The 21,010-nt window shown below is 66.1% G+C and carries 25 protein-coding genes and 1 tRNA gene; 12 read left to right on the top strand and 14 right to left on the bottom strand.

Annotated features, from left to right (window positions below):
* Positions 1 to 32 precede the first annotated feature (32 nt).
* The 4 genes from ACWJIO_RS13125 to ACWJIO_RS13110 all read right to left on the bottom strand — a co-directional run bounded on the left by ACWJIO_RS13125 (position 33) and on the right by ACWJIO_RS13110 (position 5,975).
* Complete coding sequence (locus ACWJIO_RS13125; RefSeq protein WP_480314095.1) at positions 33 to 1,343, bottom strand: CO2 hydration protein; 1,311 nt, start codon at positions 1,341 to 1,343, stop codon at positions 33 to 35.
* Positions 1,340 to 2,920 (bottom strand): NADH-quinone oxidoreductase subunit M, encoded by a 1,581-nt coding sequence (locus tag ACWJIO_RS13120; RefSeq protein WP_480314093.1) that lies wholly within the window; start codon positions 2,918 to 2,920, stop codon positions 1,340 to 1,342. The genes ACWJIO_RS13125 and ACWJIO_RS13120 overlap by 4 nt, the downstream gene beginning before the upstream one ends.
* A gap of 9 nt (positions 2,921 to 2,929) precedes the next feature.
* Entirely contained in the window at positions 2,930 to 4,849 is a 1,920-nt protein-coding gene (locus ACWJIO_RS13115; protein ID WP_480314091.1) for an NAD(P)H-quinone oxidoreductase subunit F, read from the bottom strand.
* Between the two features lie 460 nt (positions 4,850 to 5,309).
* On the bottom strand, positions 5,310 to 5,975 hold the full coding sequence (locus ACWJIO_RS13110; RefSeq protein ID WP_480314089.1) for a DedA family protein: 666 nt from the start codon (positions 5,973 to 5,975) through the stop codon (positions 5,310 to 5,312).
* Between the two features lie 55 nt (positions 5,976 to 6,030).
* Here ACWJIO_RS13110 and ACWJIO_RS13105 point away from each other — a divergent pair, with 55 nt between their 5' ends.
* The 3 genes from ACWJIO_RS13105 (at position 6,031) to ACWJIO_RS13095 (ending at position 10,138) form a co-directional block, all read left to right on the top strand.
* Positions 6,031 to 7,473, top strand: coding sequence for a TrkH family potassium uptake protein (locus tag ACWJIO_RS13105; protein ID WP_480314087.1), 1,443 nt, complete (start codon positions 6,031 to 6,033; stop codon positions 7,471 to 7,473).
* An 83-nt stretch (positions 7,474 to 7,556) separates the two neighbouring features.
* Entirely contained in the window at positions 7,557 to 8,261 is a 705-nt protein-coding gene (locus ACWJIO_RS13100) for a potassium channel family protein (protein WP_480314085.1), read from the top strand.
* Positions 8,262 to 8,320: 59 nt separating this feature from the next.
* Positions 8,321 to 10,138: an SLC13 family permease gene (locus ACWJIO_RS13095; protein ID WP_480314083.1), complete on the top strand. Its 1,818-nt coding sequence runs from the start codon at positions 8,321 to 8,323 to the stop codon at positions 10,136 to 10,138.
* A gap of 16 nt (positions 10,139 to 10,154) precedes the next feature.
* Here the strand turns inward: ACWJIO_RS13095 and ACWJIO_RS13090 are convergent, their stop codons facing one another.
* Positions 10,155 to 11,231, bottom strand: coding sequence for a calcium/sodium antiporter (locus ACWJIO_RS13090; RefSeq protein WP_480314081.1), 1,077 nt, complete (start codon positions 11,229 to 11,231; stop codon positions 10,155 to 10,157).
* A gap of 106 nt (positions 11,232 to 11,337) precedes the next feature.
* Here ACWJIO_RS13090 and ACWJIO_RS13085 point away from each other — a divergent pair, with 106 nt between their 5' ends.
* Both ACWJIO_RS13085 and ACWJIO_RS13080 read left to right on the top strand, forming a co-directional pair.
* Positions 11,338 to 11,730, top strand: a complete 393-nt coding sequence (locus ACWJIO_RS13085; protein WP_480314079.1) for an MAPEG family protein — start codon at positions 11,338 to 11,340, stop codon at positions 11,728 to 11,730.
* A gap of 736 nt (positions 11,731 to 12,466) precedes the next feature.
* Positions 12,467 to 13,042, top strand: coding sequence for a DUF924 family protein (locus ACWJIO_RS13080; RefSeq protein ID WP_480314077.1), 576 nt, complete (start codon positions 12,467 to 12,469; stop codon positions 13,040 to 13,042).
* 37 nt (positions 13,043 to 13,079) lie between these two features.
* Here the strand turns inward: ACWJIO_RS13080 and ACWJIO_RS13075 are convergent, their stop codons facing one another.
* From ACWJIO_RS13075 to ACWJIO_RS13060, 4 genes are all read right to left on the bottom strand, one after another.
* Positions 13,080 to 13,496: an NUDIX hydrolase gene (locus ACWJIO_RS13075; protein ID WP_480314075.1), complete on the bottom strand. Its 417-nt coding sequence runs from the start codon at positions 13,494 to 13,496 to the stop codon at positions 13,080 to 13,082.
* A gap of 17 nt (positions 13,497 to 13,513) precedes the next feature.
* The gene (locus ACWJIO_RS13070; protein WP_480314073.1) at positions 13,514 to 13,906 is read right to left on the bottom strand and encodes a transglycosylase SLT domain-containing protein; all 393 of its coding nucleotides are present in this window, start codon (positions 13,904 to 13,906) and stop codon (positions 13,514 to 13,516) included.
* Positions 13,907 to 13,988: 82 nt separating this feature from the next.
* Positions 13,989 to 14,936, bottom strand: a complete 948-nt coding sequence (locus ACWJIO_RS13065; RefSeq protein ID WP_480314071.1) for a LysM peptidoglycan-binding domain-containing protein — start codon at positions 14,934 to 14,936, stop codon at positions 13,989 to 13,991.
* Between the two features lie 35 nt (positions 14,937 to 14,971).
* Positions 14,972 to 15,055, bottom strand: a tRNA-Leu gene (locus ACWJIO_RS13060).
* A 44-nt stretch (positions 15,056 to 15,099) separates the two neighbouring features.
* On the opposite strand from ACWJIO_RS13060, the gene ACWJIO_RS13055 reads away from it, so the two are divergent.
* Genes ACWJIO_RS13055 through ACWJIO_RS13040 form a run of 4 tightly spaced genes read left to right on the top strand, consistent with a single transcriptional unit; the run spans position 15,100 to position 17,217 of the window.
* Complete coding sequence (locus ACWJIO_RS13055; protein WP_480314069.1) at positions 15,100 to 15,351, top strand: NAD(P)H-quinone oxidoreductase subunit L; 252 nt, start codon at positions 15,100 to 15,102, stop codon at positions 15,349 to 15,351.
* On the top strand, positions 15,348 to 15,743 hold the full coding sequence (locus ACWJIO_RS13050; RefSeq protein ID WP_480314067.1) for a DUF3007 family protein: 396 nt from the start codon (positions 15,348 to 15,350) through the stop codon (positions 15,741 to 15,743). The genes ACWJIO_RS13055 and ACWJIO_RS13050 overlap by 4 nt, the downstream gene beginning before the upstream one ends.
* A gap of 27 nt (positions 15,744 to 15,770) precedes the next feature.
* On the top strand, positions 15,771 to 16,586 hold the full coding sequence (gene trpA, locus ACWJIO_RS13045; protein WP_480314065.1) for a tryptophan synthase subunit alpha: 816 nt from the start codon (positions 15,771 to 15,773) through the stop codon (positions 16,584 to 16,586).
* Between the two features lie 19 nt (positions 16,587 to 16,605).
* Entirely contained in the window at positions 16,606 to 17,217 is a 612-nt protein-coding gene (locus ACWJIO_RS13040; RefSeq protein WP_480314063.1) for a DUF938 domain-containing protein, read from the top strand.
* 42 nt (positions 17,218 to 17,259) lie between these two features.
* On the opposite strand, the gene ACWJIO_RS13035 is transcribed toward ACWJIO_RS13040, so the two are convergent.
* Positions 17,260 to 17,529: a hypothetical protein gene (locus tag ACWJIO_RS13035; RefSeq protein ID WP_480314061.1), complete on the bottom strand. Its 270-nt coding sequence runs from the start codon at positions 17,527 to 17,529 to the stop codon at positions 17,260 to 17,262.
* A gap of 132 nt (positions 17,530 to 17,661) precedes the next feature.
* On the opposite strand from ACWJIO_RS13035, the gene ACWJIO_RS13030 reads away from it, so the two are divergent.
* Entirely contained in the window at positions 17,662 to 17,931 is a 270-nt protein-coding gene (locus ACWJIO_RS13030; protein WP_480314059.1) for a YciI family protein, read from the top strand.
* Positions 17,932 to 17,955: 24 nt separating this feature from the next.
* Here ACWJIO_RS13030 and ACWJIO_RS13025 read toward each other — a convergent pair whose 3' ends face one another.
* Together ACWJIO_RS13025 and ACWJIO_RS13020 are read right to left on the bottom strand one after the other, a co-directional pair.
* Complete coding sequence (locus ACWJIO_RS13025; RefSeq protein ID WP_480314057.1) at positions 17,956 to 18,357, bottom strand: c-type cytochrome; 402 nt, start codon at positions 18,355 to 18,357, stop codon at positions 17,956 to 17,958.
* Between the two features lie 199 nt (positions 18,358 to 18,556).
* Positions 18,557 to 18,922, bottom strand: a complete 366-nt coding sequence (locus ACWJIO_RS13020) for an AbrB family transcriptional regulator (protein WP_480314055.1) — start codon at positions 18,920 to 18,922, stop codon at positions 18,557 to 18,559.
* Between the two features lie 193 nt (positions 18,923 to 19,115).
* Between ACWJIO_RS13020 and ACWJIO_RS13015 the strand changes: the two genes are divergently transcribed.
* Both ACWJIO_RS13015 and ACWJIO_RS13010 read left to right on the top strand, forming a co-directional pair.
* Positions 19,116 to 19,625, top strand: a complete 510-nt coding sequence (locus ACWJIO_RS13015; protein WP_480314053.1) for a GNAT family protein — start codon at positions 19,116 to 19,118, stop codon at positions 19,623 to 19,625.
* Positions 19,618 to 20,148: a Nif11 domain/cupin domain-containing protein gene (locus ACWJIO_RS13010; RefSeq protein WP_480314051.1), complete on the top strand. Its 531-nt coding sequence runs from the start codon at positions 19,618 to 19,620 to the stop codon at positions 20,146 to 20,148. Before ACWJIO_RS13015 ends, ACWJIO_RS13010 begins: the two co-directional genes overlap by 8 nt.
* On the opposite strand, the gene ACWJIO_RS13005 is transcribed toward ACWJIO_RS13010, so the two are convergent.
* Together ACWJIO_RS13005 and ACWJIO_RS13000 are read right to left on the bottom strand one after the other, a co-directional pair.
* Positions 20,084 to 20,599, bottom strand: coding sequence for a phosphate-starvation-inducible PsiE family protein (locus tag ACWJIO_RS13005; protein WP_480314049.1), 516 nt, complete (start codon positions 20,597 to 20,599; stop codon positions 20,084 to 20,086). The two genes, ACWJIO_RS13010 and ACWJIO_RS13005, sit on opposite strands and share 65 nt — an antisense overlap.
* Positions 20,600 to 20,679: 80 nt before the next feature.
* Complete coding sequence (locus tag ACWJIO_RS13000) at positions 20,680 to 20,973, bottom strand: hypothetical protein (protein ID WP_480314047.1); 294 nt, start codon at positions 20,971 to 20,973, stop codon at positions 20,680 to 20,682.
* Positions 20,974 to 21,010: the final 37 nt, after the last annotated feature.

The raw sequence follows: 21,010 nt of genomic DNA, 5'->3' as shown, positions 1-21,010 counted from the left end.
GGCGAGGGGCCAGGGGCAGAGAGGCAGCCGGATCAGCGGTAGTGCTGGGTCTGAATCGGGGTAAGGCGGGATTCCGGCCGCAGGAACCGATCCATCTGGGCTTCAAAGAACTGGCGATTGGCGCGCAGGTGTTCAGGATCGGGGTCGTCCAGTGGATAGAGGAGAGCACAGCGCAGAGCCTGGATCACCGCTGAGGTCACGTTGTACATCGAGCGCTGGAAGGTGATTCCCAGTTGAATCAACTTATCCTCATCGCCACGCTTGTGATTGCGGTACATCTCCTCCAGATAGGGAGGCAGGAAATGCAACATGTCCTGCATCAGCAGGGTTGGAGGGATTCCTGCTGAGCCCACGGGGAACACGTCTGCGTAGAGGATGCCGTAGTGGAACTCGGCCTGATCAGCAGGCACCTGCAGAGCCTGGGCATTGTAGCTCTTGGTACCACGAAATGGTGCGGTGCGGTAGAAGACGGCCTCCACATAGGGCAGGGCCGCTTCATACAGCCAGGTGAAGCCGCAGCTCTTGGGAATGATTTCAAAGCATTCTCCACGGATGAACACATGGTGGTAGATCGGGCGTCCAGCGACGGCGAAGATACCGTTCACCAGGAAATCCATGGCCTCCGGCACCGAGGTGAGTTTGCCCTCGTCGTAGAGATCACTCATCTCGAAGAACACGGGGGCCATCACCTCCCAGAAGAGGCCCAGGTTGGCGTAATAGGAGAGCTTTCGCACCTGCTCAAGGAACATGTCCGGGAACAGACGGTAGAGACCCAGCATCAGGGGATTACCCTTGAAATAGGCCTTGATGGCTCGATCGGCCTGCTCCCTGTAGGGCTTGGAATCAAGGTAGTCATTGAAGCGGCCGCCCATACCCTGGTGCCAGAACATGGCATCCATGCAGGCTTCAGCGAACTCCATGTTCACCCGGTCATGCCAAAGGTGGTGAAAGAGCTTCGACATCGAGCCAGTTTCACCCTTGGCCATGAACTCCAGCAATTCAGGATGGGTTTTTTCACCCCCCCTCCAGATCCGAAGTTGAGACTGATCACCTGAATAGCTGTTAGGCCGATCCAAATACTCCTGGGAAATGAAGTACTTGAAGGCCGGCAGCGGATTAAGGAAAACTTTTTCGGCAATATAGAGTAGGTCGCGCCAGTAGAAATCCATCGGCACGGCATAGGCCTTGTAGATGCCGATGATCTGCTGCAGGTTCTCCGGGTTGTCGGGCAGCATCGAACCACCCGCCTCAAGGCGATGGATCACCTCCGCATAGGGGTGGGTGGAGGGCGGAATCGGGGGGGCCTGGGTCTCGGAGGGGGCGAGCGCGGAGGGAGGGGTCATGCCAGGAGCTCCTTGGTGGCGGCAGAGGAAAAGGCAGGGGCTGGTGGCAGGGCAGCGACGATGGCCGGTACCGGTGCCCTGGATCGGGACATCAGAATGGAGGTGGTGCCTGTGGACTGCCTCAGGGCCAGCAAGGCCGTGGTGGACTCGCTCCAGCCTGTCAACAGGGCAGGGCGGAAGCCGGCAAACAACACCAGGGCCGAAAGCACGATCGCCGGAGCCCGTTCAGTCCAGGTGGTGGCCAACCAGTCGGCTCGGTCGTTGTCGAGACGACCAAAGCCCACACGGTTGAACAGCCGCACCGCGTAGACAGCGGTGAAACCGGAAGCCACAAGGCACACCAGCGTGGCCCTGGGGAAGGTGACCCAGCTGCCTTCAAACACCAGCAACTCAGCCGGGAAGCCCGCCAGTCCAGGAATGCCGGCGGCAGCCATCAGGGCAATCAACAGCATGCCCGTGGTGAACGGCAGACCGCGAATCGGGTTCATCAGGCCCGAGAGCTCCGGGATGGAGGTGGTGCCTGTCTTGCGTTCGATCAGCCCCACACAGGAAAACAGCAGAGCCGTGATCAACCCCTGGGCCAGCACCTGGGCCACAGCGCCCTGCAGGCTCATCGGCGTGGCCGCGGCCAGGGCGAGGGTCAACAGTCCCATGTGGCCGAGGGCGCTGTAGGCCATCACGCGGCGAATGTCGGTCTGGGCAATGGCGTTGAGAGCGCCATACACGGCGCTCACCGCCGCCGCCGCCGCAATCCAGGGAGAGAAACTGGCCCACGCGTCCGGGAGCAGACCCACCCCGAAGCGCAACAGGCCATAGGCCCCCAGCTTGGACACCGAGCCGCTGAGCAGCATCACCACAGGGATCGGTGCCTCGGCGTAGGTGATCGGCTGCCAGCCATGCAGGGGCACGATCGGCAGCTTCAGGCCGAAACTGAGCAGCAGCAGGGCGAGGATCCAGTGGCCCGCCGATGGGGTGAAGCTGGCGCTGGCAAGGGTCTGGAAGCTGAACAGCGTCATACCGGCTGGGGCCTCGACCCCAGGCTGGGCCAGCCAACCGAGGGCCAGTACCGCGGCAAGCAGGGCCAGGCCGGACACCGCCCCGTACATCAGATAGCGAATGGCGGCTCCGCGGCCATTGGCCCGTCCCCAGATCGCCACCAGCAGGGTGGTGGGGATGAGCACCAGTTCGAAGGCGAGCAGAAACAGCAGGGCGTTCTGGGCCAGGAAGGCTCCCACCAGACCGAGGTTGGTGGCCAGCAGCAGGCTCACGTAGAGCCGCGGCCGACTCTGATCGGCAGGGGAGGCCAGCAGCACCAGCATCGTGAGCAGAGAGGTGAGCAGCACCACCGGCAGGGAGAGGCCGTCAAGGCCCAGCTCCAGGGCAAGGCCCAGCTTCGGAAGCCAGGCGATGGCAAGGTCGGTCGGCTGCTGCAGCCAGCACAGCCCTCCGAGCAGGAGCTGAACGGCCACGGCGGCGATGGCCAGGGTGCGGGGCCGAACTGCTGCCTCGGCGGGCAGCACGGCCACCGCAAGGCCGGCGACCAGGGGCACCAACAGCAACAGGATGAGCAGCGACATGGGCGGAATTCAGGGCAGGGTCGTGGGAAGGAGCGGGGTGGGATTGGCCAGCAGCCAGGCGGCCATCAGCACCACGCCGACGATCAAGGTGAGGGCATAGAGCTGAGTGCGGCCGCTGGTGGTGAAGCTGAGCCGGCGGGCGCTGGCCATGGCCGCAGCGCCGGTGCCGGTACTGAAGCCATCCACCACCCGTCCATCACTCCAGGCCCCGAGTCGGGCCAGGGCCAGCACCAGGGCCACCACCGTGCGGTGATAGAAGCGCTCGGTGTCCATGTCGTGGGCCAACCAGCGCTGGAAGCCGCCCATGGCAGCAGGCAGCTTCGCCAGAGGGTGCGGGCGCAGATAGAACACGGCCGAAAGACCGCAGCCCGCCACGGTGCTGAGCAGCAGCGGCACGGCCATGGGCCCCCAGGAGGGCAGGGGAGTGAGCCCGAACACGCCGCTGCTGGCCAGGATGATCGGCAGATGCAGCACCAGTCCCATCAGCACGGTGGTGGGAAGCACCATCAGCCAGAGAACCTCAGCCGAACGAGCGGTGAAGGCCGAAGGGCTGCCCCCCCAGATGAGGCCGAACACCCGGATCAATCCGGCGGCGATCAGGCCATTGCTCAGCAGCACCACGCCCGAGAGCAGAACGGGATGGGTGCTGCCGGCGGTGAGAGCCAGCAACTCGCGCAGGGCTGAAAAACCAGCGAAGGGCGGCAGGCCGATCAATCCGGCGCTGCCCACGAGAAAGGCCAGACCGGTGAGGGGCCGTCGGCTCCACAGGCCCCCGAGCTGGGTGAGGTCCTGGGTCACATTGCTCACCAGCACGGTGCCCACCACCATCAGCAGCAGGGCCATGGGCAGGGGGTAGACGAGCAGCAGGTGGTTGGCCACGGGAACGCCGCCCAGACCGACCGCAACAAACAGGAGGCCCAACCAGCTGCTCACCAGGAAGGAGAGCGCACGCTTGACATCCACCTGGGCCAGAGCGATCAGGGCGCCCACCAGGGCCGTGGAACCTCCCACCACCACCAGCACCGAACCCACCAGCGGGCTCAGGGCCAGCAGCGGCTGCAGCCGTAGCAGCACCCAGGCCCCACCCAGAACCACCACGGAGTTGCGCAGCACCGTGGAGGGCAGGGGGCTCTCCATGGCCTCATCGAGCCAGAGGTGCAGGGGAATCTGGGCACATTTACCCATCGGCCCGGCAATCAGGGCCAGCAGGATCAGGGTGACGCTGAGTGGCAAGGTGACATGGCCATCGGGGCTGGCGGCAATCTGGGTCTCGGCCCAGGCCTGCAATCCATGGAAGTTCCAGGTGCCGGTGATCGGCAGCAGGGCAATCACGCCGGCCAGCAGGATCAGGTCTCCGATCCGTTTGGTGAGGAAGGCATCCCGGGCCCCCTTGACCACGAGCGACTGGTTATACCAGGTGCCCACGATGAGATAGGTGCCCAGAGTGAGCAACTCGAGAATCACATAGCTGAAGAAGAGTGAGTCTGTGAGAACAAGTGCACACAGGCCGGCCTCGAAGCAACTGAGGGAGCCGAAGAAACGGGCCCAGCCCCAATCCATCTCGAAATAGCCAATCGTGTAGATCTGCACGAGCACGTGCAGCCCTGTGATCACGATCATCGCGATCAAAGCGGGCTCAGTGATCAACCCATCGAAACTGATCTTCAGCCCGGCCGTATCCATCCAGGTCCACCCGAAGCGAACGGGTTCGAGGGCTGTCAGAGCGACGGCCATCTGCCTGGCGTGCAGACCAAGCAGAGCCAGAACGGCATGGCAGAAAGCCACACTCACCATCAACAGGTTGAGGTAGCCACAGGGGCGGGGCCCGGTGCGCCAGATGACGCCAGGCGACCAGGCGAGAGAGAGGAAGGCGGCAGCGAGAGGGTAGAGAGGCACAAGCCAGGCCGTCTCCAAAAATGCGACGGTCATGATGACGACAATTCCGGTGGCATCTGAACGACAGAACGTCAGGAAAGGGATGTAACTACAGGCCCTGAAGGCCTGGGCACCGATCGGACATCGATGCAGCGATGGGGCGGAAGGAGATCAGCCTGGCTGATGATGGCCCGGGGATGGAGGGGTGTGCTGAACAAGAGGAAGAATGGCGACAACCCTGAGATCTGAGTGAACCAGGAGTAGTGTCCAGGGCACATGTGAAGGCCATTAGCGGGCCACCAGCAAGGCCTTCTGGAAAGCAGAGATTGAGCACCGTCCAGAGCAGCACAGCTCAAGGGACAAGGCGTTGATGCATTGGACAGAGGCTGGGGGTAAGGAGGTTGCGAAGGAAACCTTAAGCGGGTTCTCCACCCGCTGGGCTGGCGTCGGGAAGGAATGTCCTATGGCTTCAAGAAGCAGGGGTGATCCAATCCACTCTGGGGATGGTCCCCGCTCAGGATTGCCGTTGCCGCAGCCGGGCCAACCGATGCGCCCCGATCACCCCCACCCCTGCGGGCAGGGCGACCAGCAACAGCACCCGCAGCGTCTCGCCATAGGGGGCCAATCGTTCGGCCACCAGGGGATAGTGCAGACCCAGCAGCCGGCCGGCCAGGATCAGGGCCGTGCTCCAGATCAGGCTTCCTGCAGTGGTCCAGAGCAGGAAGGGGAGCTGGGCCATCCGCTCAAGACCGGCCGGCACCGAAATCAGCGTACGCATTCCGGGCACCATCCTCCCCCAGAAGACCAGGGCCCGGCCATGGGCCAGAAACCAGGAGCGGCTGCGCTCCAGATCGCCCTGCTGCAGGCCCACCAGGCCGCCATGGTGGAGCAGCCACCGCTCCAGCCGCTGCCGCGGCACAAGCCGACCCACCAGATACCAGCACCAGGCCCCCAACACGGTGCCGAACAGGGCCGCCAGCAGGGTGGGCAGCAGGGCCAGATCCCCCCTGGCCACGCCGTAACCCGCCAGGGGCAGGAGCACTTCCGAGGGGATGGGCGGGATCAGGTTTTCCAGCAGCATGGCCAGGGCGATGGCCCCGTAGCCGAGCAGGGGATCCAGCTGGGCAGCCCGGTCGATCAGCTGGGGGAGATCGGGAAACCAGGCCAGCAACGGGGGCAAAACCCAGGGGGGGAGTGGGTTTAGGTTAGGGCGCTCCGGCCTGATCCCCGCGGCGATGCCGCCCCCTGACATCGCCCTTCAAGACAGCCATCCGCGCCGCACCGCTCGTACGGGGCCCTGGGAGGCCCTGCTGCGCTGGCGCCACGGGCTCACCGTGCCCCAGTTTGCTGTGGTCACGGGTGCGCTGGTGATCGCAGCCGGCACCCTGGTGCTCTCCAGTCCGCTCTGCTCATCGCCTGAGGTGGGGCTGTGGGAAGCGCTCTTCACGGTGACCTCCGCCATCACTGTCACGGGTCTGTCAGTGATCGACATCGGCACCGATCTCACCTTGTTGGGGCAGATGGCCCTGGCGGGGCTGATCATCACCGGCGGACTGGGCCTGATGGCCATCACCACCTTTCTGCAGGGCTTCGTGCAGGGTCACTCGGGGCTGCGCTCCCGACTCGACAAGGGCCGTGCGCTCGATGAATTCGGCGTGGGGGGCATCGGTCCCACCTTCAACAGCATCCTGGTGGCGGGCTGCTGGATGATGGGGCTGGGCACCTTGCTGCTCTACAGCTTTGGTTTCACCGACATCGCCAACCCTCTGGAGCGGTTCTGGGCCTCGTTGTTTCATGCGATCAGCGCCTACAACAACGCGGGCTTCGGGCTGTGGAGCAGCAGCCTGGAGCGCTATCGCGACAACGCGGTTGTGAATGGTGTGATCGCCACCATGATCGTGGTGGGGGGAATCGGCTGGCGAGTGATCAATGACCTGTGGGCCAACCGCGCCACCTGGCGCGGCATGCGTCGGCTCAGCCTGCACACCCGCCTCGTGCTGCGGTCAACCCTGCTGCTGGTGCTGTTCGGCACCCTGGGCCTGGTGTTCACCGAATCCTTCGCCACCGGGGGCGTTGTCCAATCCCTCGGTCTGCTTCAGAGGCTCCAGGTCTCCCTGTTTCAGTCGATCACCACCCGCACAGCGGGTTTCTCCACGGTGCCCCTCTCGGTGGAAACGATCTCCGACGCCGGGCTGCTGCTGGTGATTGTGCTGATGTTCATCGGTGCCAGCCCAGGCGGCACCGGCGGGGGCATCAAGACCACCACCTTCGCCACCCTGATGGCCACCACCCGTTCCACCCTGCAGGGGAGGGAAGAGGTGGTCATTCACAACCGCCAGATCCCCGACCGGGTGGTATTGCGAGCCATCGGAGTCACGATTGCCTCGCTGATCTTCGTGCTGCTGATGGCATTGTTGCTTGGTCTGGGGCCCACGGCCGGCGGCGCGGAAGGCGCCAACAGCTTCAACTTTCTCGAAAAGCTCTTCACCTGCATGTCCGCCTTCGCCACCGTGGGCCTCGATCTCGGCGTCACGGCCCAGCTGAACCGCTGGGGCCAGCTGGTGCTGATGGTGGGGATGTTCGTGGGCCGGCTGGGCATTCTGTTGCTGCTCTCGGCGCTTTACGGAAGCCGCCGCCAGGCCCGGGTGGGCTACCCGCGCGAAGACCTCTACATCTGAACCTGATCCCTCTGGCGAAACAGGCCCCTGGCCTGGCCTGAGCGAGGATCCACCGATCTGGCCCTGCAGGACCCCCCGCAACGATGAGCAACTGGTGGAACTGGAATCCGGCCGAGAGCCGTGCCATGGGCAGCTTCGCGGTGATCGGGGTCGGCCGATTCGGCACGGCGCTCTGCCTGGAGCTGAGCAAGGGCGGAGCCGACGTGCTGGCGATTGACAATGACCCCTCCGCAGTGGATCGGATCAACCGGCTCGATCCCTCAATCACCGCCCGCAAGGTGGAGAGCACAGACGAGGAGGCGCTACGGGCCGCCGGGGTTCTGGATGTCACCACCGTGGTGGTGGCCATGAGCGAACCGATCGAGGTGAGTGTGACCGCCACCTTGATTGCCAAGGACAGCAAAGGCAGCCAGGTGAAGCAGGTGATCGCCAGGGCCACCAATGATCTTCACATGAAGATGTTGCAGCGGGTCGGCGCCGACCGGGTGATCTTCCCATCGAAGATGCAGGGCCAGCGGCTGGGGCTCGAACTGGTGCGCCCCAACCTGCTGGACCGGCTGCGCCTTGACGACCGCAACAGCATCGAGGAAATCCGGGTTCCGGAGCCGTTCATCGGCCAGTCGCTGCGGGATCTCAACCTGCGCAAGAACTTCAACGTGAGCGTGCTGGCTGCCGGACCGGACAACCAGCTCACCGTCAATCCCCCCGCCTCCCATGTGTTGCAGAAGGGGGAACTGCTGGTGGTGATGGGCGCCACGGACGATCTGGCCGAGCTGCCGGGCAGCTGAAGCCAGGGGAGTTCCCGGCAGCGAAGCCCCTACATTCAGCCAACGCTGACGCCTGGTTCTTGCCCCCCCTGCTTGAGGCTGTGCTGGCCCCCCAGGCCCTGATCACTCTCACGGTGATGGTGCTCTCCGTGGTGTTGTTCATCGGCAGCTGGATTCCGGCAGAGGTCACCGGCCTGCTGGCTGTGGGCCTGCTGATGGCCCTGGGAGTGCTGAAGCCAGCTGAGGCCCTGGAGGGCTTTGGCAGCCCCGCCCTGCTCACCCTGGTAGGCCTGTTCGCCCTCTCGGCTGGCCTGTTCCGCTCGGGGGGACTGGACCGGCTCCGGGGTCTGATCGGCTCCGATGCCGTGCGCAGCCCCAGGCGGATGATCCTCCTGCTGACAGGCGTGGTGGGGCCTGTCTCGGCCTTTGTACCGAACACGCCGATCGTGGCCTCGCTGCTGCCGGTGATTGAGGGCTGGTGCCACAGGCGGGGGATTGCGCCCTCCAAGGTGCTGCTGCCGCTCTCCTTTGCCACCGTGCTGGGCGGCACCCTCACGCTGCTGGGCAGCTCGGTGAACCTGCTGGCCAGCGAGGTGAGCAGCAAGCTGGGTTATGGCGCCTTCGAGCTGTTCACGTTCACCCCGGTGGGCCTTGGGGTGTGGACCGCCGGCAGCCTGGCGATGGTGCTGCTCTCCGATCGCTTCCTCCCTGATCGCGGCAACAATGACGACGATCTGGCCCGGGGCTTCACCAGCAGCGGCTACATCACCGAGGTGGAGATTCCTGGGAGCTCCGAACTGGTGGGCCAGTCGCTGCACGGCAGCCGGCTGCAGCGGCGCTTCGATGTGGACGTGCTGGAGCTGCACCGTGGGCAGGAGCGCTTTCAGCCCCCCCTGGCCGACAGGAGGCTGGAGCTGGGCGATCGGCTGGTGCTGCGCTGCACCCGCAGCGATCTGCTGCGGCTGCAGCAGGAGCACACGGTGGTGCTGGCGCCCACGCCGGAGGAGGGGGCCTCAAGCCCTCCGATTCCCGACGCCCAGAACAGCCAGCGGATGGTGGAGGCCCTGCTGCCGGCGGGCTCCACCCTGGCGGGGAGCTGCCTGCGCGATCTGCGCTTCCGCCAGCGTTACAACGCCACCGTGCTGGCCCTGCGCCGCGGCAGCGCCGTGGTGAGGGAGCGCCTTGGCCAGGCCCAGTTGCACGAGGGCGATGTGCTGCTGCTGCAAGGTCCTCGCGATGCCATCAGGGGCCTGCTGGCCGGCAACGATCTGGTGGTGCTGGAGCAGATCGAGGACGACCTGCCCACCGTGAGCCGCAAGCGGGTGGCGGTGGCGATCGTGGGGTTGTCGATCCTGCTGCCGAGTCTGCAGGTGCTGCCCCTGGTGGCCTCTGTGTTGCTGGGCAGTGTGGCCATGGTGGTCACGGGCTGCCTGCGGCCAGGGGAGCTGCAGCGCTCGGTCCGGCTGGATGTGATCCTGCTGCTGGGATCCCTGGCCAGCTTCAGCGTGGCGCTGGAGAAAACTGGTCTGGCGGAGGCCCTGGCCCAGGCGCTGATCCAAGGGCTGGAGACATGGCCCCCGTACTGGGCCCTGGCGGCGGTGTTCCTGTTCAGCACGCTGCTCACTGAGGTGATGAGCAATGCCGCCAGCGTGGCGATGCTGATTCCGATCGCGGCCCAACTGGCGCTGGGGCTGGGCATGCCGCCGATGGCGGCCATCTTTGCGGTGCTGTTCGGGGCCAGCCAGAGCTTCCTGAGCCCGGTGGGCTACCAGACCAACCTGATGGTGTTCGGCCCCGGCCGCTACCGCTTTCTCGATGTGGCCCGCTATGGCTTCCCACTCACGCTGCTGATGACTCTGCTGGTGCCCTGGCTGATCTGCCGGCAGTTCGGGATCTAGACAGGCATTCGGAAGCTCAAATCCGGGCCTTGCGCTCATGCCGCCAGCGCAGGGCTTGCCACACCAGAAACACCAGCACCAGCGGCACCACGGCGGTGAGCGCAATCAGTCGGTATTCATCGGTGAGGCTGCTGACGCTGTTGCTGAGCACCTGCTCCCCCAGGTACAGCGCGTAGAGCATCACCAGAATCCCGCCCTCCAGCCGGGTGATCTGGCCTTGGCTCCAGAAGATCGGCAGGCAGGCCAGGGTGGTGACCACCATGACCGGCAGATCGCGTTGGATCAGCACGGGGTCCACCGCCAGCCCCCTGCCGCCTGAAGCCGTGGCGCAGAGTCCGAGGATCAGGAACAGGTTGAGCAGGTTGCTGCCCACCACATTGCCGATGGCCAGATCCACTTTGCCCCGGTAGGTGGCCACCAGCGAGGTGACCAGCTCAGGCATCGAGGTGCCGGCTGCCACGATCGTGAGCCCCACCACCGTCTGGCTGACGCCCAGGGCCAGGGCAGCCGTGGTGGCGCCGCGCACCAGCACCTGGGAGCCCACCACCAGCAGCACCAGCCCGCCCAGCAGGCGCAGTCCGGCTCCAAGGGCCGAAAGGCGCTCGCTGGCGTCGAACTCCCCCGCCTCCTCGGGGTTTTCCCCGGCCGTACGGATCTCCCAGACCAGATTGATCAGCAGTCCCACCAACAGGGCCACGCCGGCCTGCCAGGTGAGCCGACTGCCGCTGGCCATCCCCCAGACGGCCATCGAGAGGGCCACCAGCAGGGGTACATCGCGTCGCACCAGGCGGCTGCGCACGCTTAGGGGCACCACCAGGGCGCTCATGCCGAGCACCACCAGCACGTTGAAGATGTTGCTGCCCACCACGTTGCTCATGGCAATGGCGTCATTGCCCTGCACCGTGGCGATCAGGCTCACGAACAGCTCCGGGGCACTGGTGCCCAGGGAGACCACCGTGAGACCGATCACGATCTGGGGGATGCCGAGCATCAGGGCCACCGCCGTGGACCCCGCCACGAACAGCTCGCCACCGCCGAACAGCAACAGGATGCCCAGCAGGATCTGCAGAAGGCTGGGGAGCAGGTTGGTCACGCGCGAGCCGTCGCAGGGTGAGTCGGCTCAATTGTGGGACTAGGGGGGCGATGGCTCGGGAGGCGGCTCAATCAGTGGCAAAGATGGGGGCTGCTGCCGCACCACGATGACGAGCCTCGCCCTACCGGCCCTGGTGACCCTTGCCGGCCTCGGCGTCTATCAGGGCACGGCACTGGCCGTGGGGCGGGCGCGATTCAGACACCAGGTGAAGCCACCGGCGGTGGACGGCCCCGAACCCTTCCAACGGGCACTGCGGGTGCAGCAGAACACCCTGGAGCAGCTGGTGTTCTTTCTGCCCAGCTACTGGCTGGCCTGTCTCTGGAGCACCTGGGGAGTGGTGAACCTGCTCGGGATCCTCTGGGTCGCGGGTCGCATCGCCTATGCCGTGGGCTACATGCAGGCTCCGGAACAACGGGGCCCCGGCTTCGGGATCAGCTTTCTGAGTGCGGCGGGATTGTGGGTGGTGGCCCTGGTGGGCGCCATCCGTCAGCTGGGCTGAGATTCCCCTGGGCCGCCGGGGCTCAGCGCTGACCCAGCAGGTCTTCCCAGGTGAGCGGCTGAGAAGCGAGCGGTTGGCGTGAGCCCTTGCCACCCAGGGGACGCAACGGGCAGGACGGTCCTGAAGGACCACGCCCCATGGGGCCTCCCCGCAGGGGACGTTGGCGTGTGGAGCGGTGCAGTGTGGTCATGGTGATCGGTCAAGCAATGGCGTGGTGAAGTGATGAGTCCAGGGGCCGGCAGAGACGCCTGAACGGCGCCGCAGTTAGGCCCATGGCCAGGTGGAGATCTCGAAATGACGCAGCAGGAATGCCCTTCCCCGTCCAGACGGGCCTCTCCAAGGGCGTAGACCTTCAGGCCATCTGGCCTGGGCTGCTCTCCCAGGAAGCGTGGGGAGCCAAGGGCGCTGTGCTCGGCGTGGTCAGATCGGACTTGCAGCAAGGGCCCGAACTGCCGGCTTCTGCCGAACCCACCTAACTTACCCGAAAGTGTCCCATCGATCAAGCCTGAGGCCTGGAAGCAGCAATCTGACGTCGGCCAGGCCTCGGCCCGGGAGGGGCAGCCGGGGCACTCCAGCCGGGGCTTCTGCTGGCTGAGGCCATGGAGCCGGCACTCAAGATTGCGGCCGTCTCGCGGGAGGGACTGCATCCAGCCGGGGACGCCCTGATCGAGCAATTCGGGCCCGGCCATGCCGCCTGGCGCGTCCGCCTGCGCCAGCTCGTGGCATCGTCAGCGGGATGACCCCTGATCACGGCGGCGCTGTCACCAACCCTCAGGCGCTTTACCTGCTGCAGTTCTGGTTTGAAGCCACGCCGCCGCGGCAGTGGTTCGCCAAGGATGAGACCTTCGATGCCTGCGTGCGCCACCGCTTCCTCTCCCTCACCGAGCAGGCCGCCGCAGGAGCGCTGAACCGCTGGGGCGATGAGCCCCTTGGAGCGCTTGCCCTCGTGCTGCTCCTGGATCAGCTGCCACGCCAGATCTGGCGTGGCAGTGCCCGGGCCTTCGGAGCGGACCCTCAGGCCCTGGCCCTCAGCCAGGCTGCTGTGGAGCGGGGCTGGCTGGCCAGAGAACCCGTCATCGCCCGCCGACAGTTCTGGTTGATGCCGATGATGCACAGCGAAGACCTGGCCGTGCAGGAGGCCAGCCTGCCCCTGTTCGTCCGCTGGAGTGACCCCCGCACCGCCAGGTTCGCCCAACGCCACCACGCGGTGATCGCCCGCTTCGGGCGCTTCCCCCACCGCAATCAGCTGCTCGGTCGTCCGTCCACCCCGGAGGAGGAGGCGTTCCTGCAGCAGCCCGGATCAGGCTTCTGAACGCTTCAGAACATCTCTGCCTCGGCCCCTGGGAGCCTCAGTGCGGCTGCTCGAGGGCCTTGAGGGCGCACCGGAGCGAGGGGGCAATGGCACGGTGTTGCTGCAACCGGGGGCTCCAGGCCTGGCCGCTGCGCAGCAGCTCGGGGTTGGCGAGCACCATGTCCTGGCCCTCCAGCAACTGGAGCGCCTGCAGAGGCAGCGGCAGGGGAGCGCGGAAGACATGGGCAACACGGTGAGCATTGCGATGGGAGAACCAGAAGGGGAGTGGAGCGGGAGGCCACCAGCCGATCTCCTCGAGCAGCTCGCGGCGCACGGCCGCAGCCGGGCTCTCGCCGGGGTCGAGATGGCCTCCAAACAATCCCCAGGCTCCCGGGGCCACGATGCCGGGGACATCATCCCGCAGCTGAATCAGCCACTGGCCACCCTGTTCAAGCACGGCGAGGGCGACCTCCACGGCAGGCCTTGGGGCGCTCAGGGCTCAATCCCCCAGGGCTGCCAGCCGGATTGCTGGAAGATGGCATAGGCCACGCTGCTGTTGACCAGCGGGTCGAGCAGCTCCTCAGGGGTGCGAATGCCCATCGCGGTGATCAGACCCCGGTTGGCGCTGAAGTGGATCTGGAACAGGCCAAAGCAATCCCCTCCGCAGCCAAGCGCGGTGGGAGTGAGGCCGCTCTCCAAATGGGCCAGCCGGATGGCGCTGCCCAGGTGTTCGAGCGGCCACACCTGGCGGATCGCCTGCAGGGCATCGGCCCTGGGCGTGTCACGCGCCTGAACGGCAGGGGAGAACAGGCCGAGGCCGCCGGCCACCGACAAGAGCAGGGGCAGCAGTGCGCCACCAGTGGAACGAAACAACCAGGCGGGCATGCCTGTGCGCCATGGACTCGCCGGCAACGTATCGGCCCTGCACCAGGGCCGCCAGGGTCAGGGGTGGATGGGGGTGGCGGGGTCAGACCCCCGGAGCGGGAGCCGGGGGAGGGATGGCCGCTTCCGGTGAAGCCTGAACCTCGTCGCAGAGGTCGAGCACGATCTGCTGCCCCACGGAGCGGGGCTCGGGCACGGCCCAGGCAAGCCACGCCCCATCGACGCGCCAGGTCTGGCGCAGGCTGCTGCACTGCACCGCCACGGCCGTGGCCCTCGCCCTTGATGCCCCCACGTCCTCCGTAGCGGGCTGCACCACCGTGACGCGCAGTCCACCGGGATGCAGCTTCCAGCTGCCCCAGTCCACCAGGGTGTTGCCGAAATAGCGCCAGCGGCTCTGGTCGGGCTTCTCGGCGGGGGAGGCAGCCGCGGCCGCCGGAGTGGCTGGGGTCGCCGATCCTGGGGCCGTCGCTGCCGGCGGCGGCTCGGTCGGCTTGGCCGGTGCTGGGGAGGTTGCTGGAGCGGGGGTTGCAGGGGTCTGGGCGGCTGGCTGGGGAGCAGCTGGCTTCGCCGCGGGAGCCGGGGCCGGGGTCTTGGCAGGAGCAGGCTTGGGTGTTGTGGCTGGCTTGGCGCCGGTGCGGGGAGCGGTGGCTGGGGGAAGCCTGAGCACCTGGCCGATCTGCAGGGTGCGGGGATCGCTGATGGCATTGAGACGCTGAAGTGCATCCACCGATACGCCATGGCGTCCGGCAATCACCTCGAGGGTGTCTCCCTCTTTCACCGTGACCTGCCGTGGCTTGGCCGCTGCCTGGGCGAGGCCAGGCCTGGCTCCCGTCAGCAACACCACCGTGGCCAGGGCCGAGCCGAGGCCCCCGGCGGCCAGCAGGGTACCGAGCAGCAGGGAGGGCAGCAGCCGCGACGCTGGGGCTGAAGCCCTCTCCAGGCCTGAGCTTCGCCCCCGGCCGGCGCTGGCGGTCTGCTGGGCTGGCGTTGGCTGCTGGGCTGGCGTTGGCTGCTGGGCTGGGACTCGTCTCACCACCCTGGCTCCCTTCGGCTTGGCTTCGACCCTAGTGGGGGCAGGGGGGCTTGAACCCCCACAACCTCGCGGTCTGCAGATTTTAAGTCTGCTGCGTCTACCGATTCCGCCATGCCCCCGGCAAAGGCACTCTAGATTTGCTCGCGTCGATGTCACTCTGGCCGTGTCCCTCCTTGGTCTTCTGGGTGCGCTGCCCTCTGGGGCGCTGCCGCTGCTCGCCCTCTACGTGGTCCTGGGCGGGGCCTATCTGGTGGTGATCCCCCTGGCCCTCTATGCCTGGATGGTGAAGCGCTGGACGGTGATGGGCAAAGTGGAACGCTTCGGCGTGTACGGGCTGGTGTTTCTGTTCTTCCCAGGGCTGATGTTGTTCGCACCGTTCATCAATCTGCGCATGGCCGGGCAGAGCGCCCAATGACCAAGGGACAATCCCTCTTGCTGGGACTGGCGGTATTCGGTCTCGGCGCTCTGGGCTACGCACTGTTTCAGGCCAACGGGTTCGAGACCTTCTCAGCCGGCATCGCCGCCTCAGCCCTGCTCATGTTGCTGGTGGTGGGCTGGACGGCCAGCTACCTGCTGCGGGCACTGGGCGGCAACATGACCTACATGCAGCAGCGCCGCACCTACCGAGAGGCCTATGACGCCGCCACCACCGAAGCGCTGCAACGCAAATTCGATGCCCTCAGCCCTGAGGAGCAGTTGCGGCTGATGCGCGATGCCGGCCAACTCGATGGAGATCCGCCCGAGGTCGCACCGCCCATGGTCCCGGGCAGCTCCCCCTCAAGTGAGACGATCCACAGCGAGACATAGGCTCACAAGCCAGCCCCTGCAGCCGCTGTGTCCGTCGCCCCCACCCCCATTCAGCAGCGCTTCGGTCTCCTGGAGCAGCAGGGTCGCTGCGCCCTGATGCCCTTTCTGATGGCCGGAGATCCGGATCTGGAGGTCACCCGGTCCACCCTCCTGGCCCTGGAGCAGGCCGGCGCTGACCTGGTGGAGCTGGGTATCCCCTACAGCGATCCCCTCGCCGACGGCCCCGTGATTCAGGCGGCGGCCAGCCGGGCCCTGGCAGGCGCCACCACCCCTGCACGGGTGCTGGAGATGTTGAGCGGCCTGCGCGGCGAGCTCACCCTGCCGGTGGTGCTGTTCACCTACAGCAACCCCCTGCTCAACCGCGGCATGGAGGCCTTCTGCCAGGCGGCAGCGGCCTGCGGTGCCGCCGGCCTGGTGGTACCCGACCTGCCCCTGGAGGAGGCCGAGAAACTCTCCGTCATCGCCGCCGCCGCCGGGCTCGATCTGGTGCTGCTGGTGGCCCCCACCACCCCGGCCCAACGCATGGCCCGCATCCACCAGGCCAGCCGCGGCTTCACCTATCTGGTCAGTGTCACCGGGGTCACAGGCGTGCGCGCCGGGCTTGAGGCGCGGGTGGGGCCGCTGGTGAGCCACCTCAAGGCGGCGGGAGACACCCCAGTGGCCGTCGGCTTCGGCATCTCCGGTGTGGAGCAGGTGCGCCAGGTGCGCGACTGGGGGGCCAATGGCGCCATCGTGGGCAGTGCCCTGGTGCGGGTGATGGCCGAGGCCCATGCCCAGCAAGCCGATGTGGCCGCGGCCGCTGGCCGCTTCTGCTCAGAGCTGCGGGCGGGGCTGGATTCCTGAGCTGCACAACCCCTCCGTGATGCTGTACTCCCCTGCCTGCGAGCGCAATGCCGCTCCGATCCTGGCTGTGCTGCGCCAGTGGCTGCCTGAGGGCGGCGAGGTGCTGGAGGTGGGTTCCGGCAGTGGCCAGCACGGAGTGATCTTCACCCAGCTGTTGCCGCAACTGATCTGGCAGCCCAGTGAGCGCCCTGAAGGGGTGGGCGCGCTACAGGAGCGCATCGATCACGAGGGGACCCAGCACCGTGCCACCGGCTCGCGGCTGCTGCCGGCCCTGGGGCTCAATGTGCTGGAGGCTCAGGCCTGGCCGGCCGGCCCCTACGGCGCCGTGTTCAGCGCCAACACGGCCCACATCATGGGCGAGCCCGCCGTGGCGGCCCTCATCGCCGGAAGCGCCAGGGTGCTCGGTCCGGCTGGACTGCTGCTGCTCTATGGCCCCTTCTGCGACAACGGGGTGCACACAGCGGAGAGCAATGCCGCCTTTGATGCCCACCTGCGCAGCATCGACCAGGCCATGGGCGTGCGCGACAGCAGCGACTTGCATCGCCTTGCCAGGCACGAGGGTCTGGAACCGGTGGCCGATGCGTACCTGCCGGCGAACAATCGGATCCTGATCTGGCGCCGTCAACCCTGAAGCGACCCTTGTCAGCACCGGGTTGACGAAGGCCAGACGCGTTCAGAGCTGGTATTTCTTGGCAGTGCGGGCCTTGCAGGTGTCCTTGGCCTGCTCCTGGCTGCTGCCACTCTTCATCTGCTGCACGACACAGTCGCAGGTGTAGTCGGCCATGCCGGCCGGAGCGGGCTTCCCGGAGGCCTTGACCTCATCATTCACCGCCGACAGGCAGTATTTGCGGATCATGAAATCCATCATGTTGGCCTCGGCAGGCAGCTCTGACGCCAGCGCTGCGAAGGCCAGGGTCACCAGGGCGGCGGCACGGATCAACATGGCTTGCAACCGGGGGAGCAGGGGGTCCTGCCTTCCTATCACCTCGTGCCTGGGGTGAGGATGGCGTTGGCGGTAGCGCGTTCCGCTTTGTGCACCGGCACCGATAGGGTCGGGAACCTTCACAACTCCGCCATGGCACGCTTCGTGCTCTGGGGCACCTACTGCAGCGATGCCCTGGACAAGCGCACACCCTTTCGGGACGAGCATCTGGCCGGACTGAAGCAGCAGAAGCAGGCGGGAGTGCTGATCACCCTGGGACCCACCGAAGGCAGCACCCATGTGTTCGGGATCTATGAAGCCGAAAGCCGCGAGCAGGTCGAGGCCCTCGTCAAAGGCGACATCTACTGGCGAAAAGGCATCTGGACTGCCGTAGAGATCCATGGCTGGATTCAGGCCTTTTAGCCCTGCTCGAAATCGGCGTCACCATCAGCCACGGGGCCAGCCCGCTTGGGCCTGATTCCAGACCCAGGCCGCTACCGCCTGCACGCCGTCATCGCCGAGCACGGTTCCATACCCTCCCATCTGGCCCACTCCGGCGGCGGCAATCGCAGCGATGGCGGCCTCAGAGGCCACGCCCTGGCGCTCCAGCGCGGCCAGCTTCAGGGTCTTTCCCCGCCGGAGAACATTGCCTCCATGGATATGGCAGCCCGAGCAATGATTGGCGAACAGCTCAGCCCCATCGCCACTCACCGCTGCAGCGAGAGCAGGAGGCGCCAGGCCCATCAAGCCAATCCACACCAGGGTCGCTGCCAGCACAAGACCGCGGTGCAGGATCTCCTGCAGCCGGGAGGCAGCAGCTGGTTGCGGACAGAGAACAGTGACCGGCATCTTCTGAATCACACCTGTTGATCCCTCAGGTTGCCACTCCGGTGGCAATCGGCACCGGCTGCGCTGAAGGCGACAGCCACACAAAGGCCCAGAACAGCCCAAGGGAGCTGTTCTGGGCCGGGAACCCTGCAAAGCAGCTCAACCAGACCACTGGCAGACGCGGTGGCGCCTTCAGAGCGGCGGGCTGTGCCCAGCAGGATCAATCCTCTTCTTCGTCGGCGGCGCCGGCAGGGATCAGACGAATCTGCTTGCGGCCCAGCTTGATTTCAAACTCATCGCCGGGCTTGAGGTCGAGCAGGGCGGTGTAGGCCTTGCCAATCAAGAGGTTGCCATTGCCCTGCACGGTGGCGACATAGCTGAGCTTGCGCCCGCCTTTACCGACCTTGCCCGTGCCGCCGAGCTCGACGCCCTTGGCTTCGAGCAGGGCTTCATAGAAGGCAGTGAAGTTGAGGCGATCGCCGCCGTCCTTCTTGGTGGAGACGTAACCGCAGGCACGGACGATGTCCGACTTACTCACGTCACCAAGCTCTTTGACCTTGGCGAGCAGTTCAGATCCGGTGAGCATCGGTCAGGGAGGTGGTAGGTGGAGGTGGTAGGGGGAAACTTCCCTCTAAGACATCTTAAATTTACACCACCGGATGCTGTTGACAAGCTCGCAACTTGAGAACGCAGAGCCCAATCCAATTGGACTGCCCTCTTGCCACGGCCACCGCCACCGTGGAGAAGGTGATAGAACATGCGCCGGACGGATCGGGTGGATGAACCGCTTGCGCATCCTGCGGTCGTGCGATCTGGATCGGCTGATCATGCTCTATCAGGACGCCGTCATCAGCCAGGCGGTTCGGCTCTACAGTGCCGATCAGATTGCAGCCTGGGTTGAGCATGCCTCCCGCAGCAATGGCGTGGCGATGGCCCTCCAGCACGGCTACGGCTTGGGCAGCCACCCGATAGATCAACCCGAAGAGCTCGAGGCCTTCGGCATTCTCCAGCCGATCGATCGCCTTTCACTGCTCTATTGCCGCGGTACGGCGAGCCGGCGCGGGCTGGCCAGCACCCTTCTGGAGCACTTGGAGGCCCAGGCTCAACTCCGTGGCGTCTCCGAGCTGCGCACGGAGGCCAGTCAGCTGTCCAGGCCCCTGCTGCTGCGGCGCGGCTGGCAGGTGGCGGCGGCTGAAACCGTGCAGCTGCAAGGGGTGAGCTTCGAGCGCTGGCGGATGATCAAACGGCTGACCACCGCGCACCCCGGTGCCGCTGCCGCCCGTGGCTGAAGCCCAACTGCAACAGTTTCTGGAGAAGGTGAGGCAACTGAATGCCTTCGTGGCACTCACCGAGACGGATCCCTGCCTGCGCCGGACCCTGAGGGACTGTGAGCACCATCACCAGGTGGTGGAGCTGGCGCGCCATTGTGGTTTTGAGATCGGGAGCCGCTGGGGAGAGCAGCAGCGGCCTGGAGACGCTCTCACCAATCTCCTGAGCCAGCCATGCCCACCGGAGGGGGCTGAATCCTGCAGCGTGCTGGTGAGGGGCAAGGACTGGAGGCTGGAGCGGATCCACTCCTGCGCGGCCAGCACCCCTGGTGACCAGTGGTATGACCAGGCCGACCACGAGTGGATCACCCTGGTGCAGGGTTCAGCCTTGCTGCAGTTCGCCGATGAGCCCGTGGCCACGCCACTGCAGCGGGGCGACTGGATGGTGATCCCTCCCCACCGCCGCCATCGTGTGGTCGCTACAGATCCTGCCCCCGGCTCCGTCTGGCTTGCCTTCTTCTGGAGCGCTTCCTGCGCATGGTGAGCGAGCGCACCAACCAGTAGGCGCCGGCCAGGGCGAGCACGGCGATGCCCAGGCCGGCCAGCAACTGAGGCTTGCTCTCGGCTCCGGCGGGCAGCACGATCACCTTGCGGGCCACGGCGGTCATGGCCGTCAGCAGCACCAGTTCGATCTGCACCACATGGCGGCGCAGGTAGGAGGTGATGTTCTGCAGCACCTCCACAGCGATCAGCAGGTTGAGCAGATCGCCGAGCACCCGGTTCAGCTTGTCTCCCAGCCAAGGGGTCTGGGGGATGCTCAGGGCCAAGGCCACCTGCCAGATCAGCTGCAGGGTGGCCGCAGCCATCACCACCACCAGCACAATGCCGAGCAGCTTGGCCAGCTGCCGCTCGGCGCGGTCGATCACGAACAGGTAGTTGAGGTCGTCGAACAGACGCTGCAGGCGCAACACGAGGGGCGGGGACAGGGTTGGCATCGATCAGGGGCCCAACTCTTGCACCAGAGGTGGGGTTGGGGCCTGAAGCCCCAAGGAACGATGCAGCTGCCGAGGGCCGCTCAGTTCTCGAACAATTCGAACTGGGGCCGGGCCGGGGTGTCCCCGACGGGGTTTTCCAGCTCAGTGTCACAGGTCACCGCTCCATCCGGTGCTGTGGTGCAGTTGGTGGGCTTCACCCGGGTCGCAGGGCCAACGGAACTGCCCGGACCCAGCAGATAGCCCTCCCGCTGGGCCAAGGCTGCCGGCAGCTCCAAAGCACCCCAGACCAGGCAGAGCAGCACGAGGGCCCTACCGGGACAGGGGCCCCTGAAGGCACCAAGGTGGCGGTTGACCTGGCGCAGGAACGTGATCATGCGGATGTCCAACAATGCATCCAATCTGGCGGCAGCA

The sequence above is a fragment of the Paraciimarium castrense LEGE 11436 genome, assembly GCF_056633055.1.
This window is presented reverse-complemented; position numbering and strand designations above follow the sequence as displayed.

Bases quoted from the DNA above. Each gene is read 5' to 3' on its own strand.
- ACWJIO_RS13125 (WP_480314095.1), bottom strand. From the start codon at position 1,343: ATGACCCCTCCCTCCGCGCTCGCCCCCTCCGAGACCCAGGCCCCCCCG.
- ACWJIO_RS13120 (WP_480314093.1), bottom strand. From the start codon at position 2,920: ATGTCGCTGCTCATCCTGTTGCTGTTGGTGCCCCTGGTCGCCGGCCTT.
- ACWJIO_RS13115 (WP_480314091.1), bottom strand. From the start codon at position 4,849: ATGACCGTCGCATTTTTGGAGACGGCCTGGCTTGTGCCTCTCTACCCT.
- ACWJIO_RS13105 (WP_480314087.1), top strand. From the start codon at position 6,031: ATGCCGCCCCCTGACATCGCCCTTCAAGACAGCCATCCGCGCCGCACC.
- ACWJIO_RS13100 (WP_480314085.1), top strand. From the start codon at position 7,557: ATGAGCAACTGGTGGAACTGGAATCCGGCCGAGAGCCGTGCCATGGGC.
- ACWJIO_RS13085 (WP_480314079.1), top strand. From the start codon at position 11,338: ATGACGAGCCTCGCCCTACCGGCCCTGGTGACCCTTGCCGGCCTCGGC.
- ACWJIO_RS13080 (WP_480314077.1), top strand. From the start codon at position 12,467: ATGACCCCTGATCACGGCGGCGCTGTCACCAACCCTCAGGCGCTTTAC.
- ACWJIO_RS13070 (WP_480314073.1), bottom strand. From the start codon at position 13,906: ATGCCCGCCTGGTTGTTTCGTTCCACTGGTGGCGCACTGCTGCCCCTG.
- ACWJIO_RS13050 (WP_480314067.1), top strand. From the start codon at position 15,348: ATGACCAAGGGACAATCCCTCTTGCTGGGACTGGCGGTATTCGGTCTC.
- ACWJIO_RS13040 (WP_480314063.1), top strand. From the start codon at position 16,606: ATGCTGTACTCCCCTGCCTGCGAGCGCAATGCCGCTCCGATCCTGGCT.
- ACWJIO_RS13035 (WP_480314061.1), bottom strand. From the start codon at position 17,529: ATGTTGATCCGTGCCGCCGCCCTGGTGACCCTGGCCTTCGCAGCGCTG.
- ACWJIO_RS13030 (WP_480314059.1), top strand. From the start codon at position 17,662: ATGGCACGCTTCGTGCTCTGGGGCACCTACTGCAGCGATGCCCTGGAC.
- ACWJIO_RS13025 (WP_480314057.1), bottom strand. From the start codon at position 18,357: ATGCCGGTCACTGTTCTCTGTCCGCAACCAGCTGCTGCCTCCCGGCTG.
- ACWJIO_RS13020 (WP_480314055.1), bottom strand. From the start codon at position 18,922: ATGCTCACCGGATCTGAACTGCTCGCCAAGGTCAAAGAGCTTGGTGAC.
- ACWJIO_RS13015 (WP_480314053.1), top strand. From the start codon at position 19,116: ATGAACCGCTTGCGCATCCTGCGGTCGTGCGATCTGGATCGGCTGATC.
- ACWJIO_RS13005 (WP_480314049.1), bottom strand. From the start codon at position 20,599: ATGCCAACCCTGTCCCCGCCCCTCGTGTTGCGCCTGCAGCGTCTGTTC.
- ACWJIO_RS13000 (WP_480314047.1), bottom strand. From the start codon at position 20,973: ATGATCACGTTCCTGCGCCAGGTCAACCGCCACCTTGGTGCCTTCAGG.